At 70.7% G+C, this 19,598-nt stretch carries 15 protein-coding genes; 4 read left to right on the top strand and 11 right to left on the bottom strand.

Going from position 1 to position 19,598, the window contains the following annotated elements; translation table 11 throughout:
• Window positions 1-16 precede the first annotated feature (16 nt).
• A complete protein-coding gene (locus tag ABFX55_RS01020; RefSeq protein WP_346117008.1) occupies window positions 17-964 on the top strand; it encodes an ABC transporter permease in 948 nt (315 codons plus the stop codon).
• Entirely contained in the window at window positions 961-1,851 is an 891-nt protein-coding gene (locus ABFX55_RS01015; protein ID WP_346116688.1) for a carbohydrate ABC transporter permease, read from the top strand. Before ABFX55_RS01020 ends, ABFX55_RS01015 begins: the two co-directional genes overlap by 4 nt.
• On the opposite strand, the gene ABFX55_RS01010 is transcribed toward ABFX55_RS01015, so the two are convergent.
• From ABFX55_RS01010 to ABFX55_RS00990, 5 genes are all read right to left on the bottom strand, one after another.
• Window positions 1,841-2,221 (bottom strand): DnaJ family domain-containing protein, encoded by a 381-nt coding sequence (locus ABFX55_RS01010; RefSeq protein ID WP_346116686.1) that lies wholly within the window; start codon window positions 2,219-2,221, stop codon window positions 1,841-1,843. The two genes, ABFX55_RS01015 and ABFX55_RS01010, sit on opposite strands and share 11 nt — an antisense overlap.
• 191 nt (window positions 2,222-2,412) lie before the next feature.
• The gene (gene sthA / locus ABFX55_RS01005) at window positions 2,413-3,816 is read right to left on the bottom strand and encodes a Si-specific NAD(P)(+) transhydrogenase (RefSeq protein ID WP_346116684.1); all 1,404 of its coding nucleotides are present in this window, start codon (window positions 3,814-3,816) and stop codon (window positions 2,413-2,415) included.
• Window positions 3,817-3,915: 99 nt separating this feature from the next.
• The gene (locus ABFX55_RS01000; protein ID WP_183647041.1) at window positions 3,916-4,167 is read right to left on the bottom strand and encodes a hypothetical protein; all 252 of its coding nucleotides are present in this window, start codon (window positions 4,165-4,167) and stop codon (window positions 3,916-3,918) included.
• A gap of 98 nt (window positions 4,168-4,265) precedes the next feature.
• Complete coding sequence (locus tag ABFX55_RS00995) at window positions 4,266-5,018, bottom strand: SDR family NAD(P)-dependent oxidoreductase (protein ID WP_346116682.1); 753 nt, start codon at window positions 5,016-5,018, stop codon at window positions 4,266-4,268.
• Window positions 5,019-5,056: 38 nt separating this feature from the next.
• Window positions 5,057-5,695: an MFS transporter gene (locus ABFX55_RS00990; protein ID WP_346116680.1), complete on the bottom strand. Its 639-nt coding sequence runs from the start codon at window positions 5,693-5,695 to the stop codon at window positions 5,057-5,059.
• A gap of 38 nt (window positions 5,696-5,733) precedes the next feature.
• On the opposite strand from ABFX55_RS00990, the gene ABFX55_RS00985 reads away from it, so the two are divergent.
• Window positions 5,734-6,171 (top strand): hypothetical protein, encoded by a 438-nt coding sequence (locus ABFX55_RS00985; protein ID WP_346116678.1) that lies wholly within the window; start codon window positions 5,734-5,736, stop codon window positions 6,169-6,171.
• Here the strand turns inward: ABFX55_RS00985 and ABFX55_RS00980 are convergent.
• The 5 genes from ABFX55_RS00980 to ABFX55_RS00960 are packed head-to-tail and all read right to left on the bottom strand — an operon-like array spanning window position 6,158 to window position 14,195.
• The gene (locus tag ABFX55_RS00980) at window positions 6,158-9,025 is read right to left on the bottom strand and encodes a glycoside hydrolase family 3 protein (RefSeq protein ID WP_346116676.1); all 2,868 of its coding nucleotides are present in this window, start codon (window positions 9,023-9,025) and stop codon (window positions 6,158-6,160) included. The genes ABFX55_RS00985 and ABFX55_RS00980 overlap by 14 nt on opposite strands.
• Complete coding sequence (locus ABFX55_RS00975; protein WP_346116674.1) at window positions 9,022-9,834, bottom strand: carbohydrate ABC transporter permease; 813 nt, start codon at window positions 9,832-9,834, stop codon at window positions 9,022-9,024. The genes ABFX55_RS00980 and ABFX55_RS00975 overlap by 4 nt, the downstream gene beginning before the upstream one ends.
• Window positions 9,831-10,694, bottom strand: a complete 864-nt coding sequence (locus ABFX55_RS00970) for a carbohydrate ABC transporter permease (protein ID WP_346116672.1) — start codon at window positions 10,692-10,694, stop codon at window positions 9,831-9,833. The genes ABFX55_RS00975 and ABFX55_RS00970 overlap by 4 nt, the downstream gene beginning before the upstream one ends.
• Entirely contained in the window at window positions 10,681-11,967 is a 1,287-nt protein-coding gene (locus tag ABFX55_RS00965; RefSeq protein WP_346116670.1) for an ABC transporter substrate-binding protein, read from the bottom strand. Before ABFX55_RS00965 ends, ABFX55_RS00970 begins: the two co-directional genes overlap by 14 nt.
• A 2-nt stretch (window positions 11,968-11,969) precedes the next feature.
• Complete coding sequence (locus ABFX55_RS00960) at window positions 11,970-14,195, bottom strand: TIM-barrel domain-containing protein (RefSeq protein ID WP_346116668.1); 2,226 nt, start codon at window positions 14,193-14,195, stop codon at window positions 11,970-11,972.
• A gap of 86 nt (window positions 14,196-14,281) precedes the next feature.
• On the opposite strand from ABFX55_RS00960, the gene ABFX55_RS00955 reads away from it, so the two are divergent.
• On the top strand, window positions 14,282-16,147 hold the full coding sequence (locus tag ABFX55_RS00955; RefSeq protein WP_346116666.1) for a beta-galactosidase: 1,866 nt from the start codon (window positions 14,282-14,284) through the stop codon (window positions 16,145-16,147).
• Here the strand turns inward: ABFX55_RS00955 and ABFX55_RS00950 are convergent.
• Window positions 16,123-19,581: a protein kinase domain-containing protein gene (locus ABFX55_RS00950; protein WP_346116664.1), complete on the bottom strand. Its 3,459-nt coding sequence runs from the start codon at window positions 19,579-19,581 to the stop codon at window positions 16,123-16,125. The two genes, ABFX55_RS00955 and ABFX55_RS00950, sit on opposite strands and share 25 nt — an antisense overlap.
• Window positions 19,582-19,598 lie beyond the last annotated feature (17 nt).

Genomic DNA, 19,598 nt, shown 5'->3' with positions numbered 1-19,598 from the left:
CGGGCCTGCGGGCGACCTGACCTCACCCGCAGGCGCCGGCGACCGCCGCAAGGCGCCGACGCTGATGGTCAGGCTGCGGCGCGACTGGCAGCTGCTGCTGATGGTGGTCCCGGCCATCGGGCTGCTGCTGCTGTTCCACTACGTGCCGCTGCTCGGCAACGTGATCGCCTTCCAGGACTACTCGCCCTACGTGGGCATCGGCGACAGCCCGTGGGTCGGCCTGGCCAACTTCCAGTGGCTGCTGATCGACGAGAGCTTCTGGCAGGCGACGCTCAACACCCTGCTCATCACGGCCTTCCAGCTGGTCTTCTACTTCCCCGTGCCGATCGCGCTGGCGATCCTGCTGGACAGCGTCGTCAGCAGGCGGCTGCGGATGCTCATCCAGAACATCGTCTACCTGCCGCACTTCTTCTCCTGGGTGCTGGTCGTCACGCTGTTCCAGCAGATGTTCGGCGGGGCCGGGCTGCTGGCGCAGACCCTGCGCGCCAACGGCTACCAGGGCGTCGACATCATGACCAACCCCGACACCTTCCTGATACTGGTGACCGCCGAGACGGTGTGGAAGGACGCCGGCTGGGGGATGATCATCTTCCTGGCCGCCCTGGCCGCCATCGACCAGAACCTCTACGAGGCCTCGGCCGTGGACGGCGCCTCCCGCTGGCGGCGCCTGTGGCACATCACGCTGCCCGGGCTGCGTCCGGTGATCATCCTGCTGCTGATCCTCAGGCTGGGCGACGCGCTGAACGTCGGCTTCGAGCAGTTCTTCCTCCAGCGGGACGCGGTCGGCCGCGACGCCGCCGAGGTGCTCGACACCTTCGTCTACTGGCGCACGATGCTGACCGGCGAGTGGAGTTACGGCGCGGCGGCCGGGCTGGTCAAGGGGCTGGTCGGCCTGATCCTCATCCTGGTGGCCAACAAGCTGGCCCACCGCTTCGGCGAGCAGGGAATCTACAAGCGATCATGAATGTCTGGGAAGAGAAGCCCTCGAGGCTCGGACGGCTGGCGAAGGGCGCGATCCTCACCGCCATCGCGGTCTGCGTGCTGTTCCCCCTCTACATGGTGGTGCTGACCAGCCTGTCCACCCAGGACGCGGTGGCCAGGGCCGGCGGCCTGGTGACCGTGCCAGGCGAGCTGTCCCTGGGCGCCTACCAGGAGCTGTTCTCCGGCGGCGTGGTCAGCAGGGCGGCGATGGTCAGCGTCGGGATCACCGTCGTCGGCACGCTGATCAGCGTCACCGTCACCGCGCTGGCCGCCTACGGCCTGTCGCGGCCCGGCTCGGTGATGCACAGGCCGCTGCTGTTCCTGGTGCTGCTGACCTTCCTGTTCAGCCCCGGCATCATCCCCAAGTACCTGCTGGTCAGCTCGATCGGGCTGATCGACTCCTACTGGGCGCTGATCCTGCCCGGCGCGGTGGCCGCCTTCAACCTGGTGGTGATGCGCTCGTTCTTCATGAGCATCCCGCAGGAGGTCATGGACAGCGCCCGCATCGACGGGGCGAGCGAGTTCACCGTCCTGCGCAGGATCGTGCTGCCCATGTCGAAGGGCGTCACGGCGGTGATCGCGATGCTGTACGCCGTGGGGTACTGGAACAACTTCTTCGACGCCGTCCTCTACCTCAACGACAGCGCCAAGTGGCCCCTGCAGATGGTGCTCAGGCAGTACGTGCTGCAGGGTCAGTCGATGTTCGTCGGCCAGGGCGGCGACACCACGATCGCCGGCCGGGCGCTGCCGCCCGACCTGGCCATCAAGATGTCGATCGTGGCGGTGGCGCTGCTGCCGGTGCTGGTGGTCTACCCGTTCGTGCAGAAGCACTTCACCAAGGGAGTGATCATCGGGGCGATCAAGGGCTGAGGCGCCACTCGTCCAGGAACTCCTCGATGTCGTAGGGCATCAGGTTGAGCGGCGGCCCCGACATCGCCTTGCGGTTGCCCTCGACGATCTTCTTGTTGATCTCTTCGAGAATACGTCTGACCTCGGCCTCCGTGGTGGCCCCCCGCGCCTGCGCCAGGGCGGCGTGGGCCTCCTTGCGCAGGGCCAGGGTGGGCGGCAGCGGCATGGACAGGTTCTCCTCCGCCAGCTTCCTCTTGACCCACCACAGCTCGTCGGCGATCTCGTTCCTGTCGGGCAGCGGTTTGCCCGCGCCCGGCAGGTTGTCGAACTCGCCGCGCTCCTGCGCTTCGCGGATCTGCCTGTCGATCAACGTCTCGAAGCGATCGGTCATGGGCGTTCCTCCCGCGTCTCAAGGGACCTCTCCATCCTGACACGCACAGGTCCCGCCCCCTCGGGCGGTCGCCCGCACAGGCCCCTCCTGCCCGTTCTCGCAGGGACGGCGACAGCCTCGTCGCCGTCGTGAGGTCCGGCCTGCTCCACCAGTGAGCGGGCGCCAGCTGCGGGAGCGCCGTCCCGCCGAGCTCACATCTCCGCGGTGAGCCTGGCGATGGCGCGCATCTTGTTCATGGCGTCGAGGGCGGCGACCTTGTACGACTCGGCCAGCGTCGGGTAGTTGAACACCGCGTTGACCAGGTAGTCGACCGTCGCCCCGCAGCCCATCACGGTCTGCCCTATGTGCACGAGCTCGGTGGCGCCCGTGCCGAACACGTGGACCCCCAGCAGCCGCCTGTCCTCGGAGGAGACCAGCAGCTTGAGCATGCCGTACGAGTCGCCGATGATCTGGCCCCTGGCCAGCTCCCTGTAGCGGGAGATGCCCACCTCGAACGGGATCCTCTCGCGGGTCAGCTCGTCCTCCGACTTCCCGACGAAGCTGATCTCGGGGATGGTGTAGATCCCGATCGGCTGCAGTTCGCTCATGTCGGGGACGGGCTCGCCGCAGGCGTGCTGCGCGGCGAGCCTGCCCTGCTCCATCGAGGTGGCCGCCAGCGCGGGAAAGCCGATCACGTCGCCGACGGCGTAGATGTGCGGGACGGGGGTGGCGTAGTAGGCGTCGACCCTGATCCGGCCGCGATCGTCGGCGGACAGGCCCGCGGCCTCCAGGCAGAGCTCGGCCGTCTTGCCCTGGCGTCCCGCCGAGTACATGACGCAGTCGGCGGGGATCTTCTTGCCGCTCTCCAGGAGGGTCAGCGCCCCGCGCGGCCTGCGCTCGACGGCGGCGACGCTCTCGCCGAAGCGGAAGGTGACGGCAAGGTCCCTCAGGTGGTACTTGAGCGCCTCGACGATCTCCAGGTCGCAGAATTCCAGCATCCGCTCGCGACGCTCCACCACCGTCACCTTGGTGCCGAGCGCGGCGAACATCGAGGCGTACTCGATGCCGATGACCCCCGCCCCGACGACGACCAACGTCTCGGGGACCCGGTCGAGGTGCAGGATCGCGTCGGAGTCGATGACCGTGCGGTCGTCGAACTCCACGGTGGAGGGACGGGCGGGCGACGTGCCGGTGGCGATCACGATCTTCTCGGCCGTGACCTTCCGCTCCTCCTCGCCCGTGACGCCGATGGTGTGCGCGTCGAGGAAGCGGCCCGTCCCCTGTAGCAGGGTGACGTGGTTGCGGGCCAGCTGGCTGCGGATGACCTGGATCTCGCGCCCCATGACGTGCTGGGTGCGCATCCCGAGGTCGGCGACGGTGATCTCCTCTTTCACCCGGTAGCTGGCGCCGTACAGCTCCCGCTGGTTGAGGCCGGTGAGGTAGAGCACGGCCTCGCGCAGCGTCTTGGACGGGATCGTGCCGGTGTTGATGCACACCCCGCCCAGCATGTGCGTCTTCTCGACGACGGCGGTGCGCCTGCCGAGCTTCGCGGCGGCGATGGCCGCCTTCTGCCCGCCGGGACCCGACCCGAGCACAAGGAGATCGAAGTCGTACATCGGTGCAGGCCTCCCAGCCGATGGACTCTCCCGGCGATCCGCCGGCAGTTCCATTGCAACACGCGCGGACGCCCGGGAGAACGGCACCGATCGGGCGGGCTAGGCCGAGGTTCCCGCCATGACCCTGTCGACGATCGCCGTCGCCCCCTCCTGCCTGGCGCAGTGGGCGCAGCAGAACCAGCGCCTGTTCGCCTCGACGCCATGACCGATGATCTTCTGGCCGCAGTGCTCGCAGATGGGCGCCATCGCCTGGATGGCGCACTGGAAGGAGTCGAAGGTGTGCACCGCGCCCTGGGCGTGCACCTCGAAACTCATGTCGTAGTCGTTTCCACACACTTCGCAGACGGCCATGTCGCTCCTCCGATCAGGGATCCTCCAGCGGAGATACCCAGGTGGCGCGGCGCATGCGGGCCTCCGGCGAAGTCTTGGCCGATGATCTACCGGCGGGGCTAGAGCGTGGCGCCGCCGTCCACCACCAGGTCGGTGCCGACGGTGAAGCCCGCCTCGGGGGAGGCCAGGTAGAGCACGGCCGCGGCGATCTCCTCCAGCCTGCCGACCCTGCCCACCGGCACCGCCGACCTCATCCGCTCGTCGCGCTCCTCCACGCTCTCACCTGGGCGCATGGACATCGCGGTCGCCGCGGGACCGGGGCTGACGGCGTTGATGCGCACGCCCTCGGCGATGTACTCCAGCGCCGCGGCCTTGGTCAGTGCGCTCACCGCGGCCTTGGAGGCGATGTAGGCGGCCATGCCGCTGTAGCGCTTGTGCGCGCCCAGGTTGGAGGCGGTGTTCACGATGACGCCGCCGCCGGAGCGGCGCATGTGCTCGATCTCGTGCTTCATCGACAGCCACACGCCTGTCACGTTCACGTCCATGACGCGGGCCCAGGTCGCCTCGTCCAGGTCGGTGACCGCCCCGCCGGCGAAGACGCCCGCGTTGTTGAAGGCGATGTCGAGGCGGCCGTGCCTGGCGACCGTCTGCTCGACCATCGCCGCGGCGCCGCCCGAGGTGCTCACGTCGGCGATCACGTGGCTCGCCGAGCCGCCGGCGTGCTCGATCAGCTTCACCGTCCCGGTCAGCGGCTCGGCGCCGCGCCCTGCCACCACGACCGTGGCCCCCTCGGCCGCGAACGCCTGGGCGGCGGCCCTCCCGATGCCCGATCCGCCGCCGGTGACGAGTACGACCTTGCCGATGAAACGCATGACCACTCCTATCGAGAACGAGTGGTCTTGAATATGCCCTATCTAGAACGAACGGTCAAATATCCGAGGAGCAGGGGCACGCCGAGCGCCCCGAGCAGCGCCAGCGCCACGGGCAGAGAGAACGCCGCGCTCAACCCCGCCACCAGCAGCGGGCTGACGACGAACCCGGTGTAGGAGATGGTCGAGACCGCCGAGACCAGCGTCCCTTCCTCGTCGCCGACCGCGGCCCTGCTGAGCATCGCGGGCACCAGCGGCCCGAGCGCGAGCCCGGTGATCGCGAACCCGACCAGCGACAGCCAGGCCGTGGGAGCCAGCCCCGCCAGGACGATGCCGCCACCGCCGCCGAGCCCCGCCAGCACATAGAGGGGGCGCAGCCCGAGCCTGGGAAAGGCCTGCGCCGTCAGGCGGCCCGCGGTGAGCGCCCCCATGTAGGCGGCGGGCGCCGCGCTGGCCAGCAGCGCGGAGGCCGAGCGGAAGTCCTCCAGCAGCAGGACCGACCACTGCTCGACCGAGTTCTCGATGATCAGCGCGAACGCGGCGAGCACACCGAGCAGCAGGGCGTGCCGCCACGCCCCCTTCGGTCTGCTGTCGGCCACCGGCTGCACGCCCCTGCCGAGCGGCAGCCCCATCGCCAGCGCCGCGCAGGCCAGCACCAGGACGGCGATGACGGCCAGCACCTGCGCGGGGGCCGTATCCGAGAGAGCGGGCCAGCCCCGTGGCTGGCGCCGCCACGATCACGGCGACGGGGAAGGCGGCGTGCACGGTCTGGAAGAGCCTGCCGCCGGACTCACGCTCGGCCCTGCCCGTGGCGGTGTTGAGTGCGATGTCGAGGGCGCCGCTGGCCGCGCCGAGCCCGACCAGGGCCAGGCCCAGCGCCAGCGGGGTCGTGACCAGCCCGATGCCCGCCGCCGCCAGCGCGAACAGCGCGGTGCTGACGGCCAGCGCGATCCGCTCCCTGCCCCTGACCAGCCGGCCGGTGAGCGCCATCGCGGGGATGGCGCCCACGGGCACACCGGCCAGCGCCAGACCCAGGTCGGCGTTGGTGGCGCCGACCTGGGTCTGCACGGCGGGCAGCAGCGCCGACCACGACCCCCAGAAGACACCCCAGACCGCGCAGACCGCGACGAGCCTGGCCAGCGTCATGCGAGCGTGAAGGTGCCGACCCTGACGTCGCCGGTGAAGACGAGGTAGACGTCGTGGACGCCACGGACCGGAGTGATCGGTGTCATGGCCGTAGCGTATGTGTAGACATCACCCGTCGCAGGCGCTTCGAGCGTGCCGAGCAGCCTGCCCGTCGGCGAGCCGAGCCGCACCTCGACGGAGCCGCCGGTCACGGAGGCGAGCTGCGCGGTGAAGGCCGAGCCCAGCCTGGAGTCCTTGAAGGCCAGCCAGTCCCCCGCCGAGCCGCCCACGGCCTCGCCGCGCTCCTTGCTGAGATCGACCAGCCGCACGCCCTTGTAGTCGTCGAAGTCGATGGCCCTGGTCGGCTTCGACAGCTCCCGCGGAGGGATCCGCTCCCCCGCGACCTGGAGGGTGGCGCGCTGCCTGATCGCCGAGGACGAACCGCCGACCAGCACGTCGTGGGTGGCGCTCTCGACCGTCCATCTGCCCCTGGTGACGTCCCAGAGCGCCAGGTCCTCCTTCTTGAGCGTGAACCGCACCTCGCGGCTCTCGCCGGGCCGCAGCGAGAGGCGCTGGAAGCCGCGCAGCTGCTTGACCGGCTGGACCACGCGGGAGCGCTGCTGGTGGGTGTAGAGCTGGACGACCTCGTCGCCCGCCCTCGACCCTGTGTTGGTGACCCTGACGCTGACCTGCCCGTCCCTGGTGACCTTCAGTCCCTGGTAGCCGAACGTGGTGTAGGACAGGCCGTGGCCGAAGGCGTAGAGGGGGTCGCCCCGGTGGTACAGGTAGGTCATCCCGGTCTTGGTGATGTCGTAGTCGAGGATGTCGGGCAGGTCGCTGGAGGGGTACCACGTCTGCGTGAGCCGTCCTGCGGGGTTGACCTCGCCGAAGATCGCGTCGGCCACCGCGTGCCCCGTCTCAGGACCGGCGTGCGTGGTCCACAGCAGCGCCTTGGCGGTGACCGTCACCGGGTAGCCGGTCTCCAGCACCACGACCGTGTTCGGGTTGGCCCGCTGCACGGCCTCGATCAGGCGCAGCTGGGAGGCGCCGAGGGTGAGGTCGGCCCTGTCGTGGATCTCGCGTCCCGCGACGAACGGGTGGCTGCCCACCACCACGACCGCCGCGTCCGCGCCCTTGGCCGCCTCGACGGCCTGCTTCACGCCGTCGGAGACGACCTCCATGGCGAAGCGGGCGGCGTCGGCCTTGGCCCCCATCGCCAGCGTGCCGTCCGCGCGGACCGTGAGGTAGTGCTCGGGAATCGACCACCAGCCCTCGTTGACCTCGTAGCCGACGTACTGGATCAGGTAGGAGCCGTCGCCCTGCTTCTCGAAGCGGAACTGCTGCTGGACGAACCAGCCGTCGGGCTCGTCGGAGTTGGCGAGGAAGGTGCCCCAGTTGCCGGTCAGCAGCTTGCCGCTGGCGGCGTTGCGCAGCGTGGAGACGCCGCCCGTCCAGTCGGTGAGGTCCCACTGGGCGGCGGCCGTCCTGTCGGCCCCGACCGTGACGGCCTGCGTGAGGTCGGCCGAGGCGGTGACGTACCTGCCCGTGGCGGTGTGCCTGAGCGCGACCCTGTCGAGCGCGTCGAGGCCCGTCACCTGCGCGCGCTCGGCCAGAGCCCGCTTCGGGGTCACCTGGTACGGCAGCGCGCCGCCGTACCAGTCGCGGTGGAGCTTGTCCTGCAGCGGTCCGACGACCGCCACGGATCTGGTCCTGTTCTGGTCGAGCGGCAGCCTGCCGTCGTTGCGCAGCAGCACCATGGCCTCGGCGGCGGTGCGCCTGTTGAGCGCCCTGTGCGCGGGCGAGTCCACGACCTCTTTGGTGATCTTCGCGTAGGGGCCGCCACCGGGGTCGGCGTGGCCGAGCCTGATCCTGATCGACAGGACGTGCCGTACGGCGGTGTCGATGTCGGCCTGCGTGATCAGGCCGCGCTCCAGCGCCGCCTTGACGGAGGCCGTCATCGGGGCGGTGTCCATGCCGTCGACGGTGAAGCTGTCCTGGCCGGCCTTGAGCGTGGCGGCGTAGGAGGTCGGCTCGTCGGGGTGGTAGTTCTCGACCTGGTAGAGGGCCTGGGGCGCCCACGCGTCGCTGACGTTGTAGAGGACCTTGTCGGTCCAGGTGCGCACGACCTCGTCCTGGTCGGGGTTGACGGTGTTCGGGCGGCCGTTGACGAGGTTGTAGGAGCCCATCACCCCCGTGGCGGCGTCCGCGCTGATCGCCGGCTTGAAGGCGGCCTCGTCGTACTCGTGCTTGACCCTGGGCGGCAGGTTGGAGGAGGTCAGGGAGCGCTGGTACTCGTTGTTGTTGGCCAGGTAGTGCTTCAGCACGGGGGCCGTCTTCAGGTACACGGGGTCGTCGCCCGACAGCCCCTTGCCGTAGGCGGTGGAGATGGCGCCGGTCAGCAGCGGGTCCTCGGAGTAGCCCTCCTCGTTGCGCCCCCAGCGCGGGTCGCGCAGCAGGTTGACCACCGGCGCCCACACCTGCGTGCCCCACAGCTCGGGATTCTCGGCCGCGTAGCCGCGCACCTCGTCGCCGGTGGCCGCGCCGACCCGCTTGATCAGCTCGGGGTTCCAGGTGGAGGCCAGGCCCACGGCCTGCGGGAAGATCGTGCCGCTGGCGAACTTCTGCTTCCACCCGTCGCCGTGGTCGTTCGACCAGCCCACACCGTGCAGGGCCTCGGTGCCGTTCTTGTGGTACGGCAGGCCGAGGCGCGGTATCGCCTCCTGCGACTGGTGCAGCAGCGAGATCTTCTCGTCGGGGGTGAGCCTGCCGAGCAGGTCCTCGACCCGCTCGGCCAGCGGCCTGGACGGATCCTGGTAGACGGGCGCGTCGGTCGTGAAGGCCGATATCGACACGACGAGGGCAAGGGCTAAGAGAGCTCGCTTCACTTGATCGCTCCTACGGTGACGCCGCGGGTGAGTGTGCGCTGGAAGATGAGGAAGAAGGCGACCGCGGGGACGATCCCGAGCAGCGCGGCGGCGCTGGACATCGTGGCGTCCATCATCTTCTCGCCCTGGAGCAGGCCGAGGACGACGGGCACGGTCTGGTTGTCGTTGGAGACCAGGAAGATCAAAGGCAGGAAGAACTCGTTCCACGTCCAGATGAAGAAGAAGATCATCAGGACGCTCAGCGTCGGGCGGCTGATCGGGACCACCACCGACCACAGCGCCCTGAAACGACCCGCGCCGTCGATGTGGGCCGCGTCGAGGATCTCCCTGGGGAACTGGCCGAGGACGGCGCTGAGCAGGTAGGTGCCGAAGGCCGACTGGATCACCGTGAAGATGATGATCACGGCCAGCCTGGTGTCGTAGAGGCCCGTCGCCTTGGCCAGGTAGTAGAGCGGGTAGACCAGCGCCTCCTGCGGCAGGGTGTTGGCCGCGAGGAAGACCACGAGCACCCACATCCTGCCGCGCACCCTGCCGATGCCGATGGCGTAGGCGTTCAGCACCGACAGCAGCACCGCGAGCACGGCGACGCTGCCGCTGATGAGCGCGCTGTTGAACAGCTTCTCCCCGAAGTCGACCCTGATCCAGAAGTCGGCGACCGCCTCGAGGGAGAGCCCCTCGGGCAGGGAGAAGGGGCCGTTGGCGGTGTAGTCGCGCTTGGACTTGACGGCGTTCAGCGCGACGATCACGAACGGCGCGACCATGGCCAGCGCGAGCACGGCGAGCGAGGCCGTCAGGGCGCCCCTTCTCATTCGCGCTCCTGCAGGCGTAGGAAGGCGACGGTCACCAGCAGGATGACCAGCGCGAGCACGGTGGCGATCGCCGAGCCGTAGCCGACGTTGAGCCGCTCGAAGAAGTTGAGATAGGAGAAGTAGGAGGGCACCATCGTGGCGTTGCCCGGCCCTCCCCTGGTCAGCACGTAGATCGGGCCGAAGACCTTCAGCGCGGCGATCGTGCAGGTCAGCAGCACGACGAAGATCTCTGGCCTGATCTGCGGGATCGTGACGTGCCAGAACCTGCGCCACCACGAGGCCCCGTCGAGCTGTGCGGCCTCGTAGAGGGCGGGGTCGACGCGCTGGAGCCCGGCCATGAAGATCACGACGGGGTAGCCGAGCTGGAACCACACCATGACGGCCATGACGGTGGGCAGGGCGTAGCCGGGGTCGCCGAGCCAGTTGCGGTCCAGGCCGACAGGGCCGAGCAGCTCGTTGAGCGCGCCGTACGACGGGTTGAGCAGCCAGCCCCAGACCACGCCCGCGACCGCCACCGGCAGCACCTGGGGCAGGTAGTAGGCGGCGCGCAGCACGCTGGGCAGGCGCCTGCCGCGCAGGGTGAACAGCGCGGCCGCCAGCACCAGGCCGAGCAGCGTCGGCACGACCGCCATGGCGACGATCAGCGCCACGTTGTGCTGGAAGGACTGCCAGAACCGCTCGTCCCTCAGCAGCCGCGCGTAGTTGTCCAGGCCGATCCAGCGCGGCGCCCCCACCCCCGACCAGCGGGTGAAGCTCGCCGCCACGTTCATGCCGAACGGCACGACGATGACGGCGAGGACCAGCACCGCGCTGGGCGCCAGGTAGAGCCAGTAGCCCCTGCCCGCCCTAGTCGCCGACATCGGCGAGATTGTCGTTGTACGGCCCCGCCAGCTCGTCGAGCACCTGCTGGGGCGTCTTGGTGGCGTTGATGAGCTCCTGCACGCCCGCGACGAGCACGTCGTAGTAGCCGGGGGCGGGCCAGTCGGGGTAGAAGGCGAGGCCGTCCTGACCCGCGAGCCTGCCGAAGTTCTCGATCAGCTCCTTGCTCTTGGGGTCGGTGATGGCCGAGGTGTCGGCGGCCACGGGGATGCCACCCGAGTTGCCGAGGAGGTTCTGGATCTCCTTGCTCATCGTGATGTCGATGAAGTCGTAGGCGAGCTCCTTGTTCTTCGCGCGCTCGGGCACGACCCACAGGTTGCCGCTGGAGCCGGGCGCCATGCGGCTGCCCGGCCACAGGAAGGTGCCCCACTCGAAGTCCTTCACCGTGGACTGCACGGTGCCGTACCACCAGCTGCCCGACACCATCATCGGGAACTTTCCCGCCATGAACGCGTCACCCATGTCCTGGGCCTTGAGCCCGGCGGCGTCCTTGCTGATGTAGCCCTTCTTGACCCAGTCGGCCATGGTCTGGGCGGCGTAGGTGAGCTCGGGGCCCTTGAAGTCGGTCCTGCCCTGGTAGAGCTGGTAGGCGTTGACCCACGGGCGCTGCGCCTTGCTGAGCGCCAGCTGGTAGAAGACCTGCTGGGCGGGGTACTCGGCGCCGGCCATGGCCAGCGGTGTCTGATCCTTGGCGACGAAGGCGTCCATCGCCTTCGTGAACTCCTCGAAGGTCGTGGGCACCTCGAGCCCGGCCTTCTCGAAGAGCTGCTTGTTGTAGTAGACCATGACGAACTCGCCGTAGTTGGGCACGCCGTACCAGTTGCCCGACCCCATGATGCCGCGCTCGTCGTACCTGGCGGTGGTCTGCAGGCTGCCGGTCAGCAGCTTGTCCCAGCCCCGCTCGGCCGCCTCGGCGCTGAGGTCGGTGAGCAGTCCGGCCTTGGCCAGCGCGCCCGCCGTGGCGTTGCCCTTGTTGTACTCGGTCAGGTCGGGGGCGGCGTCGGAGTTGAGCACCTGCGAGGCGGTCTTCTGCATCGCCTCGAACCCCTTCTCCTCGAACTTCACCTTCACGCCGGGGTGCGTGGCCTCGAACTTCCTGATCGCCTCGGCCCACGCCTTGGCCATGGCGCTGTCGGGGCCCTCGTAGTGCCACAACGTGAGGGTCCTGGCCTCCTGCGGTGAGGGGGCTTCGGCCGTGGCGCCGCAGGCGGTCAGCACCAGGGCGGCCGCGACGGCCAGCGCTAGTCTGCGCATCGTCATCTCCTGAACGAGACCCGCTTGGGCCCCGTGCTCGTCAGGACACCGCCGGTGCGGGTGACCGTGGTCTCCCCGTCGGTGTCGTGGATGGTGGTACGGCCGTCGCCGTCCCCGAAGGAGACGACGGTGATCTCGGGGTGGTCGCCCACGGTGTCGCCGGGCTCGGTGGTCGGGATCAGGGCGCCGTGCCGGACGAACAGCGGGATCTGGTCGAGCGGCTTGACCACGGTCACGTAGCGCCCGCCGGTCAGCGTCTCGCCGCTCCAGTAGTCCACCCAGTCGCCCTGCGGCAGGTAGACCTGGCGCTCGCCGGTGGGCGAGGTCATGGGCGCCACGAGCAGGTCACGGCCCAGCAGGTACTCCAGGTCGGCGCGCCAGGCGACGGGGTCGTCCGGATGGTCGACGCACAGCGCGCGCATCATGGGCGCCCCGGTGCGCGCCGACTCCACGGCCGCGGAGTAGAGGTACGGCATCAGCGAGTACCTGAGCCTGATCGCCGCCCTGACCTCCTCCTCGACGGCGGGGAACTCCCACGGCTCGCGGCTGGTCGTGCCGTGGAAGCGGACCAGCGGCGACAGCGCGCCGAACTGCGCCCAGCGCACGTAGAGGTCGTCGGAGGGGGTGCCGGTGAAGCCTCCCGCGTCGTGGCTCCAGAACGGGATGCCCGACAGGCCGTGCGACAGGCCGCCGCGGATGGTCGAGCCCATGGCGGCGTAACTGGTGGCGATGTCGCCGCTCCACTGCGCGCTGTGCCGCTGGCCGCCGAGGAAGGAGGAGCGGGCCCAGACCAGGGTGTGGCCGTGCACCTCCCTCGTGACCTCCGCCACGGCGTCGTTGAACAGCAGCGAGTAGACGTTGTGCAGTTCGAGGCCGCTCATGCCGTTGTGCGCCCGCGCGTCGTGCGGCACGCCCTCGGCGAAGTCGGTCTTGAAGACCTGCACGCCCTGCTGGAGCAGCGGCCTGAGCAGTCCCTGGAACCAGGCGACCGCCTCCGGGTTGGTGAGGTCGACGAAGGCGCAGGCGGGGTAGGAGCCGTGCCAGCAGTCCGCGACGTACACCTCTCCTTCCTGGTTCTTCAGGAAGTAGTCGGTGGCCTCGGCGAAGAGCGGGCTGAGGTGGGAGACGTAGGGGTTCATCCAGAGGCAGACCTTGAAGCCCATGCCGTCCAGTTCGGCCAGCATGGCGTCGGGGTCGGGGAAGCGCTCGGGGTCCCAGCGCAGGTCGGACCAGTGGCCCTCGGTCTGCCAGTAGGTGTCGAGGTGGAGCACGTCGCAGGGGATGCCGCGCTCGCGGATCTTCTTCGCCCTGTCCAGCACGCGTTCCTGGGTGTCGACGAAGAAGCCCGAGGAGATCCAGGTGCCGAACGCCCACTTCGGGGGCAGCGCCGGACGGCAGGTCAGCAGGTCGAACCGGTCGAGCACCTCCGAGGGGGTGGGCCCCGCGATGACGTAGTAGTCGATGAGGTCGTCGGGGACGATGATCTGGACCGTGCTGTGCGTGGACTGGCAGACGTCGAACTCCGTCGGCAGCCCGCTGTCGACCAGCAGTCCGTAGCCCCTGCTCGACAGGTAGAACGGCACGTTCTTGTAGGCGCGCTGCGACTCGGCGCCGAAGGCGTCGAAGTTCCACATCAGGGGGCGCTGGCCACGCTTGTCCAGCGGGGTGAAGGACTCACCGAAGCCCGCGAACGCCTCGTCGGGCGCCGCCACCAGGCTCTCGTGATAGGCGACGGGGCCCGTGGCCAGGGAGCGGCCGAAGGGCAGGGTCCTGAGCCTGCCGCTGATGTCGGTGTGGCCAGGGTCCTGCTCGGTCAGCAGCCCGCCGGCCGCGTCGGTGAAGCGCAGGTGGAAGGGGGCCAGCGTGATCTCGGCGCGGACGGCTCCCGCGTCCACGACCAGCCGGCCCGAGCCGTCGTCGAGCCCCTCCAGTGTGGCGGGGTGGGCGCCGGGATTCACCAGGGCGATGGCGCGGGAGGAGCGGGTCCGGGCGTCGGCGTCCTGGGCGAGCCGCACCCTGATCACGCCCTCGCCCGCCGCTCCCACCTGCACCACCAGCGTCTCCTCCGCGCCGGTGAACGCCTTGAGCGTGACGCCCGCCCCGTCGGCGGCGACGACCTCGGCGCGCGTCACCGCGGACAGCCCCTCCTCGCCGCGCGCGCGGACCGGCAACTCGGGCGGGTCGGCGACGAAGTACTCGTGGGGGACCAGCGGGGGCCGGTACGGCATGGGGCACTCCTTCGAGGGGCTGCGTTGAGCTTTAATTAGTTTGCTTGCTATACCAACAAACGTCAACGGAAACCCCAGGGAGCGCGATGTTCTACGGCGGCGACTACAACCCGGAGCAGTGGCCGGAGGAGGTCTGGAAGGAGGACGTCGCGCTGATGCGGCGCGCCGGGGTGAACCTGGTGACCGTGGGCGTCTTCTCGTGGGCCAAGCTCGAACCCTCGCCGGGCGTGTACGACTTCACCTGGCTCGACACCGTCATGGACCTGCTGCACGAAGGCGGCGTCCAGGTGGACCTGGCCACGCCGACCGCCTCTCCCCCTCCGTGGTTCTCGCTCCTGCACCCGGACGCGCTGCCGGTCACGGCGGAGGGGACCCGTCTGACGCACGGCAGCAGGGACACCTACTGCGTCAGCGCGCCGCCGTACAGGCAGGCCTCGATGTCCATCGCGAGGGCGCTGGCCGAGCGGTACCACGCGCATCCGGCGCTGGCGATGTGGCACGTGCACAACGAGTACGGGACGTGGTGCCACTGCGACCACGTGGCCGCCGCGTTCAGGGAATGGCTGGAGGCCAGGTACGGCACGCTGGAGGCGCTGAACGAGGCCTGGACCACCGCGTTCTGGAGCCAGGGCTACTCGGCGTGGGAGCAGGTGACGCCGCCGCGCGCCACCCAGTACCTGCCCAACCCCTCGCAGGCCCTCGACTTCAGGCGCTTCCTGTCCGACGAGCTGCTCGGCCACTTCACCGCGCAGCGGGACCTGCTGAAGTCCTTCACCCCCCACCTGCCGGTGACCACGAACTTCGTCTTCGGCGACTGGGTGCCGGTGGACCACCACAGGTGGGCGAGGGAGGTGGACATGGTCGCGATCGACCACTACCCGTCGGGACCCGGCACGACGGCCGTGGAGGAGGGCGCGTTCGCCGCCGACCTGGCGCGCTCGTGGGCGGGAGGGCGGCCATGGATGCTGATGGAGCAGGCGGCGGGGGTGGTGTACACCGGCGCCCGGATGGCGGCCAAGCGCGAGGGCGAGACGATCAGGCACAGCATGCAGCACGTGGCGAGAGGCGCGGACGGCGTGCTGTTCTTCCAGTGGCGCGCCTCGAGGGGCGGCGCCGAGCAGTGGCACGCGGGGATGGTGCCGCACGCGGGCCCCTCCTCCCGCCTGTTCGGCGAGATCTGCGAGCTCGGCGCGCTGCTCTCGGACGCCGAGGCCGACGGCGAGGTCGCCGCCGAGGTCGCGCTGCTCTGGGACGCGGAGGCGTGGTGGGCGCTGGGCTCGCCCGGCCTGCCCTCCCGCGAGCTCGACTACCTCGACGCGCTGCGGCAGGCCCACCGCGTGCTCTACCACCACGGGCACACCGCCGACTTCGCCGCGCCCTCGGCCGACCTGTCGCGCTACCGCGCGGTCCTGGTGCCCAGCCTCTACCTGGTCTCCGACGCCGACGCCGCCAACCTGGCCCGCTACGTCGAGGCGGGCGGGACCCTGGTCGTCTCCTTCTTCAGCGGCGTGGCCGACGAGCACGCCAGGGTACGGCTGGGCGGCTACCCCGGAGCGCTGCGTGACGTGCTGGGTGTCAGGGTGGAGGAGCTGCGCCCCCTCGACGGGCCGGTGCCGCTGACGCACGGCCTGACCGGCACGCTGTGGAGCGAGGTCGTCCACCTGGAGGGCGCGACGGCCGTGGCCGCCTACCCCGACGGGGCGCCCGCGATCACCCGCAGGCAGGGCGCGTTCTACCTGTCCACCCGCCTCGACGACGCCGGATACGCCTGGGTGCTGCGGCAGGCGGGGCTGGCGATGCCGGACTCGCCCGTCGAGCTGGTCAGGCGCGGCGACACCGTGTTCGCGATCAACCACACGGACCTGCCGCACACCGTCGCGGGCCCTGGCGGAAGGCCGCTCCGCCTGGAGGCAGGACAGGTGCGCGTCTATCCTGCGCAGACCTCGCGGTAGGGCACCTCGTCGAAGTGCTCACGCCACTCGGCCCCGGTGAGCTCCCTGCCCGCGCGCCCGCAGACCAGCCGCGCCATCCTGCCGGGGTCCACCACGAACTCGTGGACCAGGCCGTCGTCCTCGGCGACGTAGAGCAGGTCGCCGTCGGGGCTGAAGGCCACCCCGCCGCCGCCCGGCACGCCCGCGAAGTAGGCGCTCATCGCGCCGCCGAGCCGCCTGCGCGCCCCCACGTCCCACACCTGCAGGGTGCCGGGGTCCTCGCCCACGCTGGCCAGCAGGTCGCCTCCAGGCGAGAAGGCCAGGTGCGCGACCCGTTCGGCCACGCCTCTGAGCAGCGGCGACGGCTTGCCGCCTCCTTCGATCGCGCGCAGCGCGATCCTGCCCATGCTGTCGCCGCTGACGGCCATGACGCCCTTGCCGCTGATGGCCAGGACACCCTCGCCGAACCCGTCGCCGAGGGGCCTGCCGGTGGCCATGTCGTAGAAGCGGCCGTCGAAGGAGGCCTCGCGCCGGCCGTCGGGCGTCAGCACGCCCCCGGGACTGCGGGTCCTGAGGGTGGCCAGCCGGCGACCTGTCCTGGCGTCGATCCTGGTCAGCCTGAAGTCGACGGGCGCCTGCGTGAGCGCGGTGGTGACGACGAGCGTGCCGCCGTCGCGGGTGAACTGCGTCCCGGACGGCGGCATGCCGTACGGCTGGGGCGCCGTCCAGAGCCGCCGGCGGGTGCTCAGGTCCCACAGCGTCATCGGTCCGTCGTCGGCGACGGTGAGCAGCCGCTCGCCCGAGTGCGCGAAGGTCGCCTGCCCGGTGGCGGGGAAGATCCAGACCTTCCGGCGGCGGGCCACGTCCCACAGCACCGTGGTGTGGTCGTCCGGCATGGTGACCGCCCACCGGCCGTCGGGGCTGAGCCGGGTGCCGTACGGCGCGCGGTCCAGGCGGAAGTCGGTGACGCGCGGGGTCAGGTCGAGGGTGACGACCGTGTCGTCGAGCAGGTAGCGCAGGTCCTGCCCGTCGAAGCGGACGTCGCTCACCTCCCCCTCCGCCCGGTAGGCGAGGATCTCCCGCTGGTCGGCGACCTGCCAGACGCGCAGGGAGCGGTCGGCGAAGGCGGCCAGGTGGCGGCCGTCCGGGCTGAAGCGCAGTCCCCTGGCCGTCGCCCCGCACAGCTCGCACGACGGCGCGGCCGGCCAGTACTCGTGCTCGCCTCCGGGAAGCGGGCGCTGCCGTCCCGTCGCGGGGTCGACGAGCTTGATCTCCCTGCCCGCGCAGGCCAGGGTCGTGCCGTCGGGGCTGAAGGCCGCCGCGTACGGCTGGTCCTCGCACGCGGCGCTCAGCCGGTCGTCGGTGGTCCAGGAGGGCAGGCGGCGCACGTAGAAGCGCGGATCGCCCGGCACGACGAGCAGCCGTCCCGTCCTGTCGACGAGTGGGTGCTGCCGCCCGACGTACCCCTCGTCGAGGAGCGTGCCGAACGTGCGGTCCGCTTCGTGGTCCCACAGGTGGATCACCTCGTCGGTGAGGCTGACCGCCAGCGTGGACTCGCTGTCGCCGTACTCCGCCGCGCGTCCGCCCGAGCCCTCGGGCATCGCCTTGCGCGCCACGAGCCCGCCCGTCGCGACGTCCCATACGGTGATCCACTTGTCGGTCGTCACGGCGACCCTGCGTCCGCTGCCGTTGACCGACACGCCCGACAGGTGCTCACTCTCCAGGCCGGGTACGGCCCAGCCGGCCGTCCTCCCGCCGGTCCGCACGTCGTGGACGGCCACGCCGCTCTCGCTGACGCTGACCAGCGAGCGCCCGTCGTGGCTGAGCACCCGCCGCGCCACCCCGTTGACCGGCGGATCGCGGAAGACCGCCCGCTCGCTCTGCTGGAAGGCCGACATCAGCGCCGAGCGGGTGTCGGGGCCCGGCGAGATCCGCCAGGCCGCGACGGCCAGCAGCATCGCCTTGACAGGGTCTCCCGCCCGCAGCGCGGCCGTCTCCAGCGCGACGTTCCTGGCCGTGGCCGTGTCGCGCTGGGCATCGGCCCTCCTGCCCTGCCAGACCGCGAGGCCGCCCGCGACCAGCGCCACGGCCAGCGACCCTGCGAGCGCGAGCGTGGTCAGCCTGCGGCGGCGGGTCCGCCTCCTGGTCAGCTCGGTGCCCGCGCGCAGGTAGTCGCGTTCGGTGGGGGTGAGGGTGACGTGCTTGCGGCCGGTGGCCGCCCAGTTCAGCACGTTCTCCAGGCGGCTGCCCTGCAACAGGTCGCCGTCGCGGCGCCCGTGCTCGGCCCACTGCCTGGCGGCGGCGCTGAGCCCGTTGAGGACGGCGAGGCCCTCTCGGTCGGCCTCGACCCACCTGCGCAGCCTCGGCCAGGCGCGCAGCAGCGCCGGGCGGGAGAGTGAGACCAGGCCGTCCCTCTCGGTGACGACGTAGGAGAAGGCGCGCAGGATGTGCTCGACCGCCTCCTGCGGCCTGCCGTCCACGAGCTCGGCCCTGGGCGCCCACCTGCCGGTCTCCTGCCCGTCGTCGCCGACGGCGACCAGGCGCAGGAAGACCTCGGCGGCCAGCTCGCGCTCGCGCGGACCGAGCCCCGAGTAGGCGTCCTCGGCGATGGTGCCGAGCGAGGGATCGTCCGTGTCGTGGACGTGCACGCCCCTGGCCGTCCGGCTTCCTGCCGCCAGCAGGCCGGGTGTGTCGCGGGCGCCGCCGCTGACCAGGGCGAGCAGCAGCTCGCGCGCGGTCGGCCTGGCGGCGGGCTCCTTGTCCATGGCCGCGCCCACCAGCGCGCGCAGCTCGGGAGGCAGCGGGCTCAGGTCGGCAGGAGCCGACAGCACCCTGTGCATGACGCCGCCCAGGTGGTCGGCGTGGAAGGGGTCGCGGCCGGTCGCGGCGAAGAGCACGACGGCGCCCCAGGCGAACACGTCCACCGCGGGAGTGGCGCGCGCACCCGTGAGGATCTCTGGCGCCATGTAGCTGGGCGTGCCCGCGACCTCGCCGCTCCTGGTCAGCGACATGTCCGTGGTCCTGGCGATGCCGAAGTCGATCACCCTGGGTCCGTCGGGGCCTAGCAGCACGTTGTCGGGCTTGAGGTCGCGGTGGATCACCCCGGCCTCGTGGATGGCGGTCAGCGCGGTGGCCACGGCGGTCGCCAGGCGGTGCAGGTCGTCGCCCGAGAAGATGCGCCCCGCGGCGCGCAGGCTGGAGCCCTCCACGTACTCGGAGACGATGTGCGGCCTCGGCCCCTCGGTCTCGACGTGCAGGACGCGGGCGGTGCAGAAGGGGGCGACCCGCTCGGCCGCGCTCGCCTCCTTGGCCAGCCGTCCCGCCCCCGCGGCGTGCAGCACCTTCACCGCGACCCTGCGGCCCTCGCCGTCGTAGGCCTCGTAGACGACCCCCTGGCCGCCCTCGCCCAGTCGTCCGGCCAGCCAGTAGTCACCGATGCGCTCAGGATCCCCCACGAGGGGTTAGATGCCGC

This window comes from Nonomuraea roseola (genome assembly GCF_039535395.1).
Lineage (GTDB): Bacteria > Actinomycetota > Actinomycetes > Streptosporangiales > Streptosporangiaceae > Nonomuraea > Nonomuraea roseola.
This window is presented reverse-complemented; position numbering and strand designations above follow the sequence as displayed.